14 protein-coding genes and 1 other RNA gene are annotated in these 16,317 nt (G+C 38.7%); 4 read left to right on the top strand and 11 right to left on the bottom strand.

What is annotated here, in order from left to right:
- Nucleotides 1-136 precede the first annotated feature (136 nt).
- The 11 genes from aspS to AB5M32_RS08375 form a co-directional block, all read right to left on the bottom strand.
- Nucleotides 137-1,903, bottom strand: coding sequence for an aspartate--tRNA ligase (aspS, locus tag AB5M32_RS08425; protein WP_178287199.1), 1,767 nt, complete (start codon nt 1,901-1,903; stop codon nt 137-139).
- A 14-nt stretch (nt 1,904-1,917) separates the two neighbouring features.
- Nucleotides 1,918-3,210: a histidine--tRNA ligase gene (gene hisS / locus AB5M32_RS08420; RefSeq protein WP_063627542.1), complete on the bottom strand. Its 1,293-nt coding sequence runs from the start codon at nt 3,208-3,210 to the stop codon at nt 1,918-1,920.
- Between the two features lie 454 nt (nt 3,211-3,664).
- Nucleotides 3,665-4,612, bottom strand: a complete 948-nt coding sequence (locus AB5M32_RS08415) for an aldo/keto reductase (protein ID WP_178287197.1) — start codon at nt 4,610-4,612, stop codon at nt 3,665-3,667.
- Between the two features lie 670 nt (nt 4,613-5,282).
- Nucleotides 5,283-6,542 carry a cytochrome P450 gene (locus AB5M32_RS08410; protein WP_178287195.1) on the bottom strand — a complete coding sequence of 420 codons (1,260 nt, stop codon included), beginning with the start codon at nt 6,540-6,542 and terminating at the stop codon, nt 5,283-5,285.
- 307 nt (nt 6,543-6,849) lie between these two features.
- Nucleotides 6,850-7,296 carry a D-aminoacyl-tRNA deacylase gene (gene dtd / locus AB5M32_RS08405; RefSeq protein ID WP_034699948.1) on the bottom strand — a complete coding sequence of 149 codons (447 nt, stop codon included), beginning with the start codon at nt 7,294-7,296 and terminating at the stop codon, nt 6,850-6,852.
- Between the two features lie 11 nt (nt 7,297-7,307).
- Nucleotides 7,308-9,521: a bifunctional (p)ppGpp synthetase/guanosine-3',5'-bis(diphosphate) 3'-pyrophosphohydrolase gene (locus AB5M32_RS08400; RefSeq protein ID WP_010720880.1), complete on the bottom strand. Its 2,214-nt coding sequence runs from the start codon at nt 9,519-9,521 to the stop codon at nt 7,308-7,310.
- Between the two features lie 206 nt (nt 9,522-9,727).
- Nucleotides 9,728-10,480 carry a 16S rRNA (uracil(1498)-N(3))-methyltransferase gene (locus AB5M32_RS08395; RefSeq protein WP_010737085.1) on the bottom strand — a complete coding sequence of 251 codons (753 nt, stop codon included), beginning with the start codon at nt 10,478-10,480 and terminating at the stop codon, nt 9,728-9,730.
- Entirely contained in the window at nt 10,481-11,428 is a 948-nt protein-coding gene (gene prmA, locus AB5M32_RS08390) for a 50S ribosomal protein L11 methyltransferase (protein ID WP_010720882.1), read from the bottom strand.
- Between the two features lie 12 nt (nt 11,429-11,440).
- On the bottom strand, nt 11,441-11,929 hold the full coding sequence (locus tag AB5M32_RS08385) for a DUF3013 family protein (RefSeq protein WP_010720883.1): 489 nt from the start codon (nt 11,927-11,929) through the stop codon (nt 11,441-11,443).
- Entirely contained in the window at nt 11,926-12,567 is a 642-nt protein-coding gene (locus AB5M32_RS08380; protein WP_178287191.1) for a DNA-3-methyladenine glycosylase, read from the bottom strand. The genes AB5M32_RS08385 and AB5M32_RS08380 overlap by 4 nt, the downstream gene beginning before the upstream one ends.
- Before the next feature lie 224 nt (nt 12,568-12,791).
- Nucleotides 12,792-13,301 carry a DinB family protein gene (locus AB5M32_RS08375; protein ID WP_010737081.1) on the bottom strand — a complete coding sequence of 170 codons (510 nt, stop codon included), beginning with the start codon at nt 13,299-13,301 and terminating at the stop codon, nt 12,792-12,794.
- 264 nt (nt 13,302-13,565) lie between these two features.
- Between AB5M32_RS08375 and AB5M32_RS08370 the strand changes: the two genes are divergently transcribed.
- From AB5M32_RS08370 to AB5M32_RS08355, 4 genes are all read left to right on the top strand, one after another.
- On the top strand, nt 13,566-14,861 hold the full coding sequence (locus tag AB5M32_RS08370) for a replication-associated recombination protein A (protein WP_178287189.1): 1,296 nt from the start codon (nt 13,566-13,568) through the stop codon (nt 14,859-14,861).
- Nucleotides 14,862-14,922: 61 nt separating this feature from the next.
- Nucleotides 14,923-15,117: non-coding RNA, 6S RNA (ssrS, locus tag AB5M32_RS08365), on the top strand.
- 114 nt (nt 15,118-15,231) lie between these two features.
- On the top strand, nt 15,232-15,519 hold the full coding sequence (locus AB5M32_RS08360) for a hypothetical protein (protein ID WP_010720887.1): 288 nt from the start codon (nt 15,232-15,234) through the stop codon (nt 15,517-15,519).
- A 70-nt stretch (nt 15,520-15,589) separates the two neighbouring features.
- Nucleotides 15,590-16,057, top strand: a complete 468-nt coding sequence (locus tag AB5M32_RS08355) for a universal stress protein (protein ID WP_010720888.1) — start codon at nt 15,590-15,592, stop codon at nt 16,055-16,057.
- Nucleotides 16,058-16,317 lie beyond the last annotated feature (260 nt).

Below are 16,317 nucleotides of genomic sequence, written 5' to 3'. Positions count from 1 at the left end.
ATCGTTTTGGAATTAAATCAAGACAACATAAACAAGTACGAGAGTCTTTTTACACCTAGTCCAGACTCCCGTACTTATTATTTATAAAACGATCAATGGAATTGAGTTACTAGTCTTTTGTTCAATACGAATAAACTTAGTCCATGCTGGTTACATCAATATTCAAGTCAAATAATTGGGCATCTGATACCGTACTTGGTGCATCACTCATGACATCTGCTGCTCTACCATTTTTAGGGAAAGCAATAACTTCACGAATGTTTTCTTCACCAGCAAGTAACATCACAAAACGGTCCAAGCCAAGAGCAATACCGCCATGTGGTGGGAACCCATAATCCAATGCAGTTAATAGGAAACCAAATTGTTCCTCCATTTGTTCCTTCGTAAAGCCTAAAGTTTCTAAGACTTTTTCTTGGATTTCACGAGTATGGATCCGGATTGAGCCACCGCCTAGCTCATAGCCATTCAATACGATATCATATGCTTCTGCATAGACACTAGCTGGATCTGTACTCAAGCGTTCAAGATCTTCTTCTTTTGGCATCGTAAATGGATGATGAGCGGATACGTAGCGTCCTTCTTCTGCAGAATATTCAAATTGTGGCCATTCTGTGATCCACAAGAAATTGAATTTTGATTCATCAATTAAGCCTAATTCTTTTCCTAAGCGTGTACGGATTGCACCTAGTGTTGCAGCTACGATTTCTTTTGTATCCGCACCAAATAATAAAATGTCTCCAACTTCAGCGTTTGTCGCTTGAACGATTGCTTCTGTTGCATCTCCCATAAATTTAGCGATTGGACCTTTCAAGCCGTCCTCTTCTACTTTTAGCCAAGCTAATCCCTTCGCACCAAATTGGCTAGCGTATTGCCCAAGATTATCTAAATCTTTACGAGAGTAGTTGCTTGAAGCATTTTTAGCATTTAAAACTTTGACGACGCCACCTTTTTCAAGAGCCATTTGGAAGACTTTGAAATCAACATCTTTGACGATTTCACTTAAGTCGGTCAACTCCATCTCAAAACGTGTATCTGGTTTATCACTACCGTAGCGATTCATTGCTTCGTCATACGTCATGCGAGGAAACGGTAAAGTAACGTCGATTCCACGAACATCTTTCATCACTTTCGCAATCAAGCCTTCGGTATAATCTTGGATTTCTTCTGCCGTCAAGAATGTCGTTTCAATATCTACTTGAGTAAATTCTGGCTGACGATCACCACGAAGATCTTCGTCACGGAAACAACGAACGATTTGGTAGTAACGATCAAACCCTGCGTTCATCAATAATTGTTTAAACAACTGAGGTGATTGAGGTAAAGCATAAAAGTGCCCTGGGTAAACACGCGAAGGAACAAGATAGTCACGAGCCCCTTCTGGCGTTGATTTTCCTAAATAAGGTGTTTCGATATCCATGAAATCATTATCATCTAAATAATGACGGATTGCTTTCGTTGTTTCATTTCTCATTTTGATATTTTTCGTCATTTTTGGACGACGCAAATCTAAATAACGATATTTCATACGGATCTCGTCTCCGACTGTTTGATCGTCTTCAATCAAAAACGGTGGTGTTTTTGCTTTGTTCAAGATAACAATTTCGTTTGCGAATACTTCATATTCACCAGTGACCATTTTAGGGTTGATGGCTAGCTCCTCACGTTTACGAACCACACCAGTGATTTCAATCACGTATTCACTCCGACATTTATCCGCGATTTCCCATGCTTCTTTATTGACTTCAGGATTGAAAACGATTTGGACGATTCCTTCTCGGTCACGTAAATCAATAAAGATTACTCCCCCTAGGTCTCTTCGCTTTTGTACCCACCCTTTTAATGTAACAGTTTGATCTAGTTCTTTTGCTGAAATCAAACCGCAATAAGTTGTTCTTTGTGCCATTTTTCTTTTTCCTCCTACTCGAATAAAGTCATTTCATCATAGACTTCATCAAAATGTTCATAAACTTCTGTTAAACTAAAGCTTTTTTCTTTTCTATTAGCCATTGATTTGACTGTGACCGTTTGGTTTTCCAGCTCATCTCCGCCAATAACTAACACTAACTTAGCATTCGCTTTATCAGCCGTTTTGAATTGTGCTTTTGCTTTACGATCCATAAAATCACGATCAGCTGAAAACCCAAAATTGCGGATCGTTTGCACCAGTTTCAATGCTTCGATATTCGTTTCTTCGCCTAAAGCCACGACATAAGCATCTAATTCATTAAATGCCGGAATCACGACTTCTTCTGCTTCCATTGTTAACAGCAAGCGTTCGATCCCCATCGCAAAACCAAAACCCGGTGTTTGAGGTCCGCCTAGTTCTTCAACCAGATTATCGTAACGTCCACCTGCACAAATCGTCGCTTGTGCGCCCATCTTTGGTGCATCACTCATAATCTCAAAGATTGTATGTGTATAGTAATCCAACCCTCGAACCATCGTGCTATCGATTTCGTAAGGTATATTAAGTGCATCCAACATAGCAACGACCATATCAAAATGTTTTTGTGCTTTTTCGCTTAAGAAATCTAAAATCGATGGTGCATCAGCAACAAACTTTTGATCACGTTTGTCTTTACTATCTAACACCCGCAACGGATTCTCATGCAAACGACGTTGTGAATCTTCACTCAACTCTTTTTCAAATGGTGAAAGATAGTCGATCAATGCTTGACGATATGCTTGACGCGTTTCTTTATCTCCTAGCGAGTTGATCACTAATCGAATTTGAGTGATTCCTAATTGTTTGAAGAAATCAAGGGCCATAACCATGCTTTCTACGTCAGTTGCTGGATTGTCAGAACCAAAAGCTTCTACTCCGATTTGATGGAATTGACGTAAACGACCTTTTTGAGGGCGTTCATAACGAAACATTGGTCCCATATAAAATGTTTTATAAGGTTTTGCATATTCTGGTCCAAATAATTTATGTTCCACAAAAGAACGAACGATCGGTGCTGTTCCTTCTGGACGTAAAGTGATGTGGCGTTCCCCTTTGTCATAGAAATCATACATTTCTTTTGACACGATATCCGTTGTATCCCCTACACTTCGAGAAATGACTTCATAGTGTTCAAAAATAGGCGTGCGGATTTCATTGTATTGATAATCTCTAAACAATAAACGCGCTGTTTCTTCCACGAACTGCCATTTTTCTGACTCACCAGGTAAAATATCATTTGTTCCTTTTGGTCTTTGGAAACTCATTTTTTTCTCCCCTTTACTTTTCTATGTAAAAAAAAATCCACCCTTATTCATTACGAACAAGGGTGAATGACTAATTCATACACGGTACCACCTATTTTTGAAAGATTGCTCTTTCCTCTAACGATTAACGCTCGTACACGGGACGGCTTTTCACTCGTCCATCTCCAGAGTGTCTTTTAGAACCTAAAACTTTAGATCATTTTCAGCCTTGATGATCCTCTCTTGTAAAGCTTCAGAAACTTACTCGCTCTTTCATTGATATTTTCAATATTATCTATAACCTACTAAAAACAAGGCGTAAAGTCAAGAAAAATCTGTAAATCAACTGAGAATTAATAAGGTGCTAACCGACTAACTGAATGAAACATCTCCTTAATTACTAGCATCCTTCATTCCAGCACACGCTCATTTTTTCAGAGCTAACTTCTTCTGTCACGACCTTCTCTGTATTTTTCTAAAAATCTTTAAAGAGTTGATCAATGGTATGGTAATCAGTGGACGATAAATGAATATCTAATGCACGAGCATTATCTCTAACTTGTTCCGGTTTTTTCGCTCCAGGTATCACGACAGAAATCCGTGGATTTTTCATATACCAAGCTAAAACGAGTTGAGCAATACTAGCTTGATTGTTTTTCGCAATCGGTGCAAGTTGTTCGACAGCCTGAATGATTTTTTCAAACCTCTCTCCTTGAAAATCCGGATTCTCCTTACGAGGGTCATCTGGAGCCATACTTTGAAGACTATTTAAATGATATTTTCCCGTTAACAAGCCGGAAGCAAGTGGAAAATAAGGGACAAAACTAATGTTATGTTGTTCAAGATAAGGCCAACGTTCTTTTTCAGCTTCACGATGGATCAAACTAAATTTATCTTCAACAACATCAACATAGCCATCTTGATTTGCTTCTTTCAGTTGAGTCATTGAAAAATTAGAGACTCCGATTGCACGGATCTTCCCTGCTTCTTTTAGTTTGTGCAACGCAGCGACTGCTTCATTTTTTGGCGTTTCTTTATCTGGAAAATGGATATAAAAAATATCAATATAATCAGTTTGTAAACGTCGGAGTGCTTCTTCTACAGAACGGGTCAAAAATTCTGGTGAATTATTGAATACCCCTTTTTGTCCAGGAACATGGGCAGCTTTAGTGGCAATGATCACCCGTGAACGATCAAATTCATTTTCTTGCAAGACTTCACCGATCAGTTCTTCTGAACGTCCATTTCCATAAGCATAAGCAGTATCAATTAAATTGATGCCGTTTTGCAAAGCGGTTCGTACAACTTCTTTCCCAGTTTCATCTTTTAAGTTAGCAAAAAGATTATGACCACCGATCGCATTCGCTCCTAAGCCAAGTTGTTCAGCGTAAACTTGTGAATGTCCAATTCTTATTTCTGCCATTCGCAATTCCTCCTTTTTTCTTTAGTCTAAAACAAAAAGAAAAAAAGCTAAACTAAAAGAACTTTTGAAACAAGAGGTTGTGAAAGCAACGGGAAGCTCCGATGACAATAAGAAAGAATTTTTTAAAACAGCTTCTCATGTTTTGAAAAATTCAGGCTTATTTCAAGGAGCTGTTGCTTGAACACCGTTTAAAACAAGAGGTTGTGAAAGAAGCGATCAGCTCCGAGCGAATAAGAGAGGATTTTTTAAAATAGCTTCTCATATTTTAGAAAATCATCGCTTATTGCTGAGGAGTTGCTTCTTGAACACCGTGAATTAGAGGTTGTGAAAAGAGCGTTTTGACCTGAGCGTTAAGGAGGAAAATCTCGAAACAGCTCCCCATGTTTTGAGATTTTTTGACTTATCGCCGAAGGTCAGCTCTTTGAACACCGTGAATCAGAGGTTGTGAAAGCAACGGGAAGCTCCGATGATAATAAGAAAGGATTTTTTAAAACAGCTTCTCATGTTTTGAAAAATTCAGGCTTATTTCAAGGAGCTGTTGCTTGAACACCGTTTACTTGTTTTAGAATAAAAAATAAAGCGCCCCCCAAAAGTTAGTTTTTTAGTCTAACTTTTTTTGGGGGGCGCTACAGAATGAGATTTATATTTCAGACTTTTTATTTTCTACGCACTATTCTTTATATAAGAGTACACGACTATTAGGATAAGTTGGAAATTGATTACTAGGGATCGTCCAATCTTGTTCAGGTACTGAAAATTCATAATGGTTGACTAATTGGTCAGAAAAGACCCGTAAACTGTGTAAAGTGATCCATTCTCCTGCACAGCGATGCATTTGTCGAAAGTCTCCTCCACCTTGAGCAATCATCTCATATTCCTCTTCGTAAGAAAGATCTTTTGCTTTCCCTAAATAACGTTTGATCATGAATGAATCTGGCGCATCGATTGTACGCTCATCATGATTCGTCCCGTATAGATCCAAAATAACCCAACTATCTTTAGGAATAAGATAGCCGTCAACTGACACATCTTTTAAAGCAATTGCTGGCAACATTGGGAAAAATGGATAGTAACGACGCATTTCCTGAATAAACGGATCTTGAAGTTCTGTAAAGTCATTTTTTAACTGCTGTTTTAAGTCTGGTCGACTGAATAAAGCATGTCCCATCAAAGCTGCCCAGACTGTCAATGCTACAGTTGGTCGAATAATATTGAGCAATTCCACCGCAGCCACTTCGATTGGCAACAAATTACCATCAAGATCAGTTGCTTGGGCAAAAGCATATAAAGCGACATCTTCTTTACCTGGAACAGGGTTTGCTCGTGCATCCTCAATCAACCTTTGAGCCCATTGTTCAGATTTTTTACGATTTTCAACCCCTTTGATATGATCGATTGGCGACGTAAATGTCCCACTGATCATAGAAATTTGGTAATCAGCGAACTGATTGATTTCTTCATCGGTCAATTCTGCTAAGTTGATTCCTGACCATTCACAAATCGAAGTAAATAGTACTTGTTTACTTAAATCAAATAATTCAAATTGTCCATGTTGTTCGTTTAACGCTTGAGACAAATTTTTTTCTAAAATTTGATGGTACGTATCCATTCTTTCCGGTGTCATCAAATCCATAAAAATCGATTTGCGATGATGGTGTTGGGCACCGTCTAGTGTTTGAACACCATCTTTCCCAAACAACGTTTTTAATACTAATTTAGGCATTGCTCCTTTTCGTTTGAAATTCCTTGGATCATAAAAAATTTGAGCGGCTTCTTTTCCGTAGATCACAATCGCTTCTTTATTGAAGATTTTTGCTTTCACTACTGGCGCATTTGCCTCTTTACGTAATTCCTTTAACAAGTGATAACCTTGCTCATATCTTTTTTTAATCTCGGTTATCTTTATATCGACTACTGGTACCTCTTTCATCTTTTATCTCCTCCAATAGAACACTTCATCTATTATTAGCTTATCTTTTTTTTAGATAGCTGACAAAAAAAGTGTTCTAAAATAAAAAAGACCAAATGGACTCGATTTTAGAACTATTTCTCCTCTAAAATCACTCTTTTTTCCTTAAAAAATAGGTTCCCCCATCTGTATGACACTTTTCGAGTAGGCACACAAAAAACCGATCACTCAAAGATTCATCGCTTGTGCGAATCTCTGAGGATCGGTTAAAGAAATTGACGAGTCCTGCTCATCTTATTTCAATCAATTATGAATATACTAGCATCTCTTATTTATTTTGAGAATCAATAATGATAGTAACCGGACCGTCATTGATCAAAGATACTGCCATGTCAGCTCCAAATTGGCCGGTTGCTACGGTAATCCCTCTATTTCTAATCCCTTCATTAAAAGCCTCGTATAGTGGAATAGCTGTTTCGGGACGAGCTGCTGAGATGAAACTTGGACGATTTCCTTTTTTAGTATCTGCAAACAGCGTAAATTGGGATACACTCAAAATTTGTCCTTCGACATCTTCTACACTACGGTTCATTTTTCCTTGTTCATCTTCAAAAATACGCATTTGTGCAATTTTTTTTACTAAATAATCAACATCATCTTGCGTATCTTTTTCATGAATACCTAGTAAAATAACCAGCCCTTGATCGATCTTCCCAACTTCTTGTTGATCGATCGTCACTGAAGCTTTACTTACTCGCTGGACAACAGCTCTCACGTGTTTTCCTCCTAACCATTGGTTCGTCGCACGCTATACACATCTGGTACAGCTTTGATTTTATCCACGATGCTCTTTAGGTGAGCAAGATTTTGGATCCCTACTGTTAAATGGATCGTTGCCATTTTGTCTTTGTTGGTTCTCGCTTCCACGCTGTTTAAGTTTTTAGTCATGGTATTTACCGTTTGTAAGACATCATTTAACATGCCGGAACGATTATAACCATAAATTTCTAGATCAGCATCATATTCTTTTCTGGTATTTGAGGTATCTTCCCATTCAACTTCGATCAGGCGTTCGGCCACATTCGGCTTGTCTACTTGGACATTCGGACAGTCTCTTCGGTGAATCGAGATTCCTCTTCCTTTAGTGATATAACCCACGATATCATCTCCAGGGATCGGGTTACAGCAACGACTGATCCTAATCAACAAGTTATCGACACCTTGAATCACGACACCACCTTCATGGCGAACCTTCATTTTTTCCGGTTCTTTTTTCGGTTGGTTCATGATTTCTTCAGCTTCTTGTTTTTGTTGCTCGATCTTTTGTTCTTTTCTTTCTTTTTCAGTCAAACGGTTCGCCATCGTCAATGCACTGACTTCACCATAACCCACAGCTGCATACATATCATCTTCCGTTTGATAATTCAGCTTTTCTAAAGCATCTTGCAGCTTACTTTTTGCTAAAATTTCTTTAGGTGCAAAGCCTAGATCGATGATACATTTTGTGATTGCTTCATGTCCTTTGATGATATTTTCTTCTCTGTCTTGCGCTTTGAAGAAACGTTTGATTTTATTGCGAGCTTTACTCGTAGCAACTAATTTCAACCAATCTCGACTTGGACCAAACGAATTAGGTGAAGTCAAAATCTCAATAATGTCTCCATTTTTCAACTTATAATCTAATTGAACCATTTTGCCGTTGATTTTGGCACCCGTTGTTTTATTTCCAATGTCAGTATGGATACTATAAGCAAAATCTAAAGGTCCAGAACCTTTTGGCAGTTCTGTCACGTCCCCTTTAGGAGTGAAAACATAGACCTTATCACTAAAGATATCTCCTTTGACACCTTCCATAAATTCTGAAGCATCATAACTTTCATCTTGCAGTTCAATGATTTCGTGGAACCAGCTTAATTGTTTCGTGATACCATCTGGTTCGACCTTATCATTTTTACCTTCTTTGTATGCCCAATGTGCAGCCACCCCGAACTCGGCGATTTCGTGCATTTCTTGAGTTCGTATCTGGATCTCTACCGGATTTCCAGCTGGTCCAATGACTGTTGTATGCAAGGATTGATACATATTTGCTTTAGGCATAGCAATATAATCTTTAAACCGCCCTGGCATTGGTTTCCATTTGGTATGGATTGCTCCTAAAACAGCATAACAATCCTTGATAGAGTCAACGATTACCCGTATTGCAAGTAAATCATAGATTTCATTGAATTGTTTCTTTTGGTCTTTCATTTTCCGATAAATGGAATAAATGTGTTTAGGACGTCCATAGATTTCTGCATAGATATCTAGTTCTTCTGTTGCTAGACGAATATCTTCGACTGTGGCGTTGACATATTTTTCTCGTTCTTCTCGTTTCGTTTGCATCAAATGCACGATTCGATAATATTGTTTAGGATTGAGATAGCGAAGTGCGGTATCTTCTAATTCCCATTTGATTCGACTGATCCCCAAGCGATGAGCTAATGGTGCATAAATTTCTAAAGTTTCTTGGGCGATTCGACGTTGTTTATCTTCACGAAGATGTTTTAGCGTACGCATGTTATGTAGTCGATCAGCTAATTTCACCATAATTACACGTAAATCTTGCGCCATAGCTAATAACATCTTTCGATGATTTTCTGCTAATTGTTCTTCATGTGATTTGTATTTGATTTTCCCTAGTTTCGTTACACCGTCAACTAACATTGCAACGTCTGGACCAAATTCTTCTTTCAAATCATCCAAAGTAACGTCGGTGTCTTCTACAACATCATGCAAAAAACCAGTTGCAACAGTATGGGGGTCCATTCTTAAATCAGCTAAGATCCCAGCAACTTGGATAGGATGGATAATGTATGGTTCGCCTGATTTACGAAACTGGCCATCGTGAGCAGCCGTTGCATAATCGCAAGCTTTTTGAACAAATGCTACATGATCAGGTCCCATGTATTGGCTAACCAATTTAATCACTCCAGGACCTGTCAATAATTCTTCTTTTGGCATGGAACATCCCCCTTTCAAAGGTTACGAACAACAGCTGTTGCTCCGAATAATATTAAAAACCATTCTTCTTTTTTATAACATAACTAGAAACAAACTCATGCACACCATTCATTTGATGTCATCCGTTGTTTACAATAAAATAATTGTTTTTATTATACAGATTGTTCGGAATTTTTTCAATTTTTCCTGATTTTATTCAGTTATTATCAGTGAGTGAGCTCCCACTGATAACTTGCCGCACTTAAAAGATAAAGAGGTGCCGTCTCCGTACGTAAAATCCGTGGTCCTAATCCACATAAGATTCCACCTTTTTCAACAAAGGCTTCAACTTCTTCAGGAGCAAGACCTCCTTCAGGACCAAAAATGGCTAAAATCCGACTACCATCAGTGAGTTCTTGGAATACCTTAGCTAAATTGGCTAGTTCTCCTTGTTTTGCTGACTCTTCATAAGCAATCAACAACACATCATAAGCAGATAGTCGATCAAAAAGAGCTTGCTGACTTTCCAATAATTCCACTTGGGGCGCAATCTGTCTATGAGATTGTTCAGCTGCTTCTTGAGCAATTTTGTTCAAACGTTCTTGACGTTTGTTTCTTTTTTTCGCATCCCATTTTACAATAGATGTTTTAGCTGGAAAGCCAATAAATCCATGCGCACCTAATTCTGTTCCTTTTTGAACGATCCAGTCTAGTTTATCCCCTTTTGGATAACCACTGGCAATCGTGATGTTATTGGGTAATTCCTTTTGGCTTTTTTCTTTTTCAAGCTCGCTCAAATAAACGGTATCTTCACTGATTTCTGTGATCTCCGCACGAATCGATACTTGATCGTTGAATGCTAAATAGACTTGATCTTTTGGCGCCATGCGCATGACCCGTACGATATGATGAAATGCCTCTCCCGAAAGTTCGAAGCGTGTATTTGGTTGATACGCCTCTTCTAAAAAGTAACGTTGCATTTATTCCACCTCAGGCTTTTTCAAGATAATTGCATACCAATCTTTTTGTTGGAAAATTTGATCAACGACAAAGCCCTGTTCTTTCATGGCGTCAATGACCATTTGTTTTTTTTCTTCAATGATACCAGATACGATCAGGCGCCCCGTTTGTTTTAATAAGCGCCAAGCATCAGGGATCATCAACAAAATAATATCTGCTAAGATGTTCGCCACGATAACATCACTTTCGATTGTGATGCCGTTCAATAAATCATTAGCAGCTACGTGAACATCTTTGGCTACTTCATTCATATCCATATTTTCTTTCGCTGCACGAACAGCCACTTCATCCAGATCATAGGCATAAACATCTTTGGCTCCTAAATATTTTGCTGCGATACTTAAGACGCCAGAACCAGTTCCTACATCTAAAAGTGTTTCTCCGCCACGCAATACCGTTTCTAATGCTTGCAATGTTAAAGAGGTAGTTGGATGTGTCCCTGTTCCAAATGCCATTCCAGGATCTAATGTAATGATCTTTTCTAATGGATCACTTGTTTGATACGCTTCCCAACTAGGCACGATCGTTAACATTCTGGTGATCCGTACTGGGTGATAATACTTTTTCCAAGCAGTTGCCCAGTTGCTTTCTTCCACTTCACTAACGGTGATGATATTTTTACCGATCGCCAAGCCAAATTCTGGGAGTTGGGCTACACGGTCTTTGATAAAAGGCAAAATTTCTGGTAAAAAAATCGTTTCAGGGAAATAAGCCATCACCAGTGCGCCTTCTGTTAATGAAGTAAAATCTTCTTTATTCAAGATTTCCCCATATTGATCAGACTTGAAATTTTCAACGTCTAAAGCATCTTCAATCGCAACACCGCTTGCTCCTGCTTCCATTAGTATATTAGCCACAGCTTCCACTGCTTCACTGGCGGTTTCAACTTTTACTTCATTCCATTTCATGACATTCACTCCTTAATAACTTGGATAAGGCAAATAGACGTCCGTCTCATTTTGCTGTTTTTCTTCGACTAGTTTTGCTAACTGTTGATTGTCCCAATTCAACTCAAACACTGCCGTTTCATCATCTGCATCAAGAAAATCTAAGAGATCACTTTGCCCTTGTGCTAATACTTCGTTCAAATACTCAATCAATGCATCAATGACCGATTTGGCTATCCCTTTCTTTCCTTCATAAGGAATAACCGCTAAATAATCTTTTTCATCAAAATGGGATTTTTGTGGATTGAACAATAAAATACCATCTTCAAATTCAATGATTTCTTCTTCGGAAACTACACCTTCGGCATCATCGATTTCCAAATGCGCTTTATTTTCTGCAAATAGTCGGACAATGATTTCAATCGTATGGTTTTTCGTATCCCAGTCTAATGCCACATCATAATCAGTGATCGTTTTTTCGATTGTTTTGTCTAAGTAGTCTAGTAAGTTTGTTTTTTTCATTTTTTCTTCCTCCAGCCCCAGTCTTCCTCCACCAGGTTCTTTCTTTGTAATGATAGATATGGATTTCCAGCCACTACAAAACGTAATGGTTTGTCTGTCCATTCTCCTTTGTTAGGAATACCGATCCTTGGCAAAGCCATGATTTTCTTAGGTATTTTTGTTTTTTCAAAAACAAAATGCAACGGACTGTCTAAAATCGATTGTCCATAAAGTTCTTGTGGTAATCCTAATGCTGCTACCAATTTTCCGGGACCGTTACTAATATCAGGACCAGTCTTCCCGCCTCTGTTAATGCTCATTTGAACCACACCAGTTGCAGGCTCGATCGCACGAATCATTACCCCTTGTGGAATCCCTTCAGGTTGCGTAATAATATTTAAAATACGGTGGGTGTGCATCGTATAAAGATAAATCGTTCCTGGCTTTTCATACATCGCTGCCACTCGTGGGGTTCTGCGCATCCCAAAACTATGAGCCGCTTCATCTTCTGGACCAAGATATGCCTCTGCATCAACGATGTAACCACCAACGGTACCAGTTGGCGTAACATATTCTAAATACATCCCTAAAAGATCTCTGGCAACTTCGGGTGTTGTTTTATTCAATAAAAGTTCATCTAATTGCTCTTTATTTGTCATTTTATTCACCACCCTTATCATACACAATATTGAAAGCATAAGCTATGGAAACCAAGAAAAACCTACAGCAATAGACAGGCAGATAAGAATAGCCGAAAAATCCCAAAAATAGGAAGAACTATCTTCGGATTCTCCGGCTTATTTTTCAGAACTAGACACTTCTGTCACAGCCTTTTATAGGATTTTACATAGACCGTTCAAACCAGAACAAGGTTTAGCATTCATTATTTACCGATCACCAGTCGGCGAGTATAGATTCCCTGACCAGAATGCATCACTGCATCATCAATGATCGACACGAGACGATCTTCACGTGTGACAGGAGGTGTCCAGTTGGAATCAATGACTTCATCAAGTGTTCCTTCATCGACTTGTTCCAAGTACTCAATCGTCAATGAAACACTATTAGCTAAATAATCTGTAAGTAGTTTTTTGTCTGTTACGACGACTTTTTTTGCTTCCGCAGGTGTGTGTTGCCAATCTTGCGTATCATCAGGCAGATCTAATGCAAATTTTCCAGACCAGTCTTGACTAAACCACAGTGGTTCACTATTTTTCAAATCGGATATTTGAAGGTCTAATTCTCGAGCAGTATGCCAGATCAGCCAAGTTACTGATTTGATCAAAGGTGCCGGCATTGTATTTGCTTCTGCTACATCTAGCTGGTCTAACGTTTCTTCAAACCGTTCTTGTGCTCGTAACAATGTTTCACTCAATAATCGTGTCGCTTTCATTTTTCTCCTCCTCCAAGCCATCTATGTCTTCACTCCCTTTATTTTACCTCAAATCAGAATAAACGAGGAAACTGGTGCTTTATTTTAAAAGTCCCCCAGTCCTTTCAATAAGGATCCTCTCTGTTAAACTTAGCCTGAATATGAGTAAACTCGTTTCCTTTCACTTTACGGTTTACGGCTTTCTAAATTAGCGTTACCATAAAGTGGATTGTCTTAATGTATGGTATAATTAACGAACGAAAAATAAAAAAAGGAGGCCGTTTTATGCAGCAACCTTTAGCTTATCGGATGCGTCCACGAACGATCGATGAAGTCGTAGGACAAGAACATTTAGTTGGTGAAGGAAAAATTATTCGGCGAATGGTTGATGCCAAAATGCTGTCTTCCATGATTTTATATGGTCCACCAGGAACTGGTAAAACCAGTATTGCTAGTGCGATTGCTGGCTCAACCAAATTTGCCTTTCGCATGCTCAATGCAGCAACTGATTCCAAGAAAGACTTACAAGTAGTTGCCGAAGAAGCCAAGATGAGTGGCACTGTCATTCTCTTACTTGATGAAATCCATCGTCTTGATAAAACGAAACAAGATTTTTTGCTCCCTCATCTGGAAAATGGACGGATCATCATGATTGGCGCAACAACTGAAAACCCCTATATCACGATTAATCCTGCTATTCGCAGTCGAACACAGATTTTTGAAGTAAAACCCTTAAACGAATTAGATATCCAGCAAGCGGTTCGATCAGCTCTAAGTGATAAAGAGCGTGGACTTGGTAATCTAGCTATTCAATTAGACGAAAATGCTTTGCTTCATCTATCACGGGCAACGAACGGCGATCTTCGAAGCACACTCAACGGCTTGGAATTAGCGGCTCGTTCGACCGAGCCAAATGAACAGGGGATCATTCATTTGACATTAGCCATCGTTGAAGAATGTATCCAACGAAAAGCCCTCACTCATGATAAAGACGGAGATGCTCATTATGATGTGATTTCAGCTTTTCAAAAATCGATCCGAGGAAGCGATGTTGATGCAGCACTTCATTATTTAGCCCGTTTGGTTGAAGCTGGGGACCTGGCAAGTATCTGTCGGCGCTTGATGGTGATTGGTTATGAAGATATTGGTCTAGGAAACCCTGCTGCCGCAGCTAGAACTGTCAATGCTGTCTTAGCTGCTGAACGTCTAGGACTTCCCGAAGCAAGGATTCCTTTAGCAGATGCCGTAGTTGATCTTTGTCTCTCTCCTAAATCAAATTCTGCTTATGCCGCTTTAGATGAAGCGATTGCTGATATCCGCTCAGGCAACGCTGGCGAAGTGCCCGATCATTTACGAGACAGTCATTACCAAGGAGCCAAGGCATTGAATCGTGGGATTGGTTATCAATACCCTCACAATTTTGATCAAGCCTGGGTGAACCAACAATATTTACCCGACAAATTAAAACAAGCGTCTTATTATCATCCGAAGACTACAGGGAAATATGAACAAGCCCTTGGGCAACAATATCAGCGAATCAAAGAATGGAAAAAATCAGGAGGCAATAAGCCAACGACATAGACTTGATTTTCCATGAGCGCTCTCATTGCTCTTTTTATTTCCATATGCTACTATAGAGGTGGGAAATCTGTGATGTTCGAATTGTCCTCTTTGTGTGTTGACCGAACATTTTTATTGATATCTTGGGACCCGTCTTGTGTCACTGCTGGTAACATGCCTTATCATTTGGTAGTTCGAGGCTACGACCGTGGGACCCACCTGCTTGAATTCGCGGGATCAATACTACAGGACGAACAACGGCATTAACGGAGATTACCATTTTTTGAAGATTAAGGGGCTATGCCAATTACTTGGTACAGCTCCTTTTTTTTCGAGTAGATCCCTTGAAAAACATTATTTGACCAATCTTTAGACTTTTGGAGGAATTTCTATGATTCAACTTTTAATGGGCATTGCCGCATTATTATTATTATTTGTTAGCTATTATTTATTAAAAAAACAACCCATCTTTTTCGTATTAATAGAAGAAACAGAGAAAAATCGTGGCTATTTACAATTCTATGGTGCCATTTACGCTTTCCTAGGGGTATTAGGTATTTTTGTCGCCTTTTTCAATCAACGATTTATTGCTTTGGCTTACCTGCTCTTGGTCATTATTGTTGCTTCTGTCTTCAGTTTTACTTTCGCTCGGAAAATGGTCAAACCAAACAGTAAATAATTCTCTTTTTGTTCAACTTGTTTTACAATAGAATTATAAATGATTGATTTATCTGAAGGAGTGAATGCTTATGTTACAACAGTACAAAAAAATTATGGTTGCCGTAGATGGCTCTGATGAAGCTGAATTAGCTTTTAAAAAAGCCGTAAACGTTGCTATCAGAAATAATGGAGAACTTTTATTAGCACACGTGATTGATACTCGTTCTTTCCAAACCGTTTCATCATTTGATGGCATGTTGGCAGAGCAAGCAACTGAAATGGCGAAGCAAACGCTAGCTGATTATGAAGCAAATGCTAAAAAAGCGGGATTGAACAATGTTACTACCGTGATTGAATACGGCTCGCCGAAACAAATCATCGCTAAAGAAATTCCTGAGGATAACCATGTAGATTTAATCATGTTAGGTGCAACAGGATTGAATGCTGTTGAACGTCTATTTATTGGTTCTGTTTCAGAATATGTGATTCGTAACGCCACTTGTGATGTTCTAGTGGTACGTACTGATTTAGAGAATAAATTACCTGAAAAAGAATGATTAACTACTAAACAAGCGGTTGTGACAAAAGTATGTCACAACCGCTTTTATTTATTTTTACATATGCTAAAGAGCTTGGCACGTTTTTTTGTTCCAAGCTCTTTTTTAGATTATTTATCCAATCAATCATTTTTTCTAACCTAATCGATTTCATGATAAAAATATTTCTTTGTCATCAATTCGCCTATTTATTTCCTTTAGGAAGTACAATAATGTGCGCATCATTATAAGCTTTTTGTGCTTCTTGTACTTTCGCTAAT

This window comes from Enterococcus sp. C57 (assembly GCF_040887305.1).
Classification (GTDB): Bacteria; Bacillota; Bacilli; order Lactobacillales; family Enterococcaceae; genus Enterococcus_B; species Enterococcus_B hirae.
This window is presented reverse-complemented; position numbering and strand designations above follow the sequence as displayed.

Bases quoted from the DNA above. Each gene is read 5' to 3' on its own strand.
- aspS (WP_178287199.1), bottom strand. From the start codon at position 1,903: ATGGCACAAAGAACAACTTATTGCGGTTTGATTTCAGCAAAAGAACTA.
- hisS (WP_063627542.1), bottom strand. From the start codon at position 3,210: ATGAGTTTCCAAAGACCAAAAGGAACAAATGATATTTTACCTGGTGAG.
- AB5M32_RS08415 (WP_178287197.1), bottom strand. From the start codon at position 4,612: ATGGCAGAAATAAGAATTGGACATTCACAAGTTTACGCTGAACAACTT.
- AB5M32_RS08410 (WP_178287195.1), bottom strand. From the start codon at position 6,542: ATGAAAGAGGTACCAGTAGTCGATATAAAGATAACCGAGATTAAAAAA.
- AB5M32_RS08400 (WP_010720880.1), bottom strand. From the start codon at position 9,521: ATGCCAAAAGAAGAATTATTGACAGGTCCTGGAGTGATTAAATTGGTT.
- AB5M32_RS08395 (WP_010737085.1), bottom strand. From the start codon at position 10,480: ATGCAACGTTACTTTTTAGAAGAGGCGTATCAACCAAATACACGCTTC.
- prmA (WP_010720882.1), bottom strand. From the start codon at position 11,428: ATGAAATGGAATGAAGTAAAAGTTGAAACCGCCAGTGAAGCAGTGGAA.
- AB5M32_RS08385 (WP_010720883.1), bottom strand. From the start codon at position 11,929: ATGAAAAAAACAAACTTACTAGACTACTTAGACAAAACAATCGAAAAA.
- AB5M32_RS08380 (WP_178287191.1), bottom strand. From the start codon at position 12,567: ATGACAAATAAAGAGCAATTAGATGAACTTTTATTGAATAAAACAACA.
- AB5M32_RS08375 (WP_010737081.1), bottom strand. From the start codon at position 13,301: ATGAAAGCGACACGATTATTGAGTGAAACATTGTTACGAGCACAAGAA.
- AB5M32_RS08370 (WP_178287189.1), top strand. From the start codon at position 13,566: ATGCAGCAACCTTTAGCTTATCGGATGCGTCCACGAACGATCGATGAA.
- AB5M32_RS08360 (WP_010720887.1), top strand. From the start codon at position 15,232: ATGATTCAACTTTTAATGGGCATTGCCGCATTATTATTATTATTTGTT.
- AB5M32_RS08355 (WP_010720888.1), top strand. From the start codon at position 15,590: ATGTTACAACAGTACAAAAAAATTATGGTTGCCGTAGATGGCTCTGAT.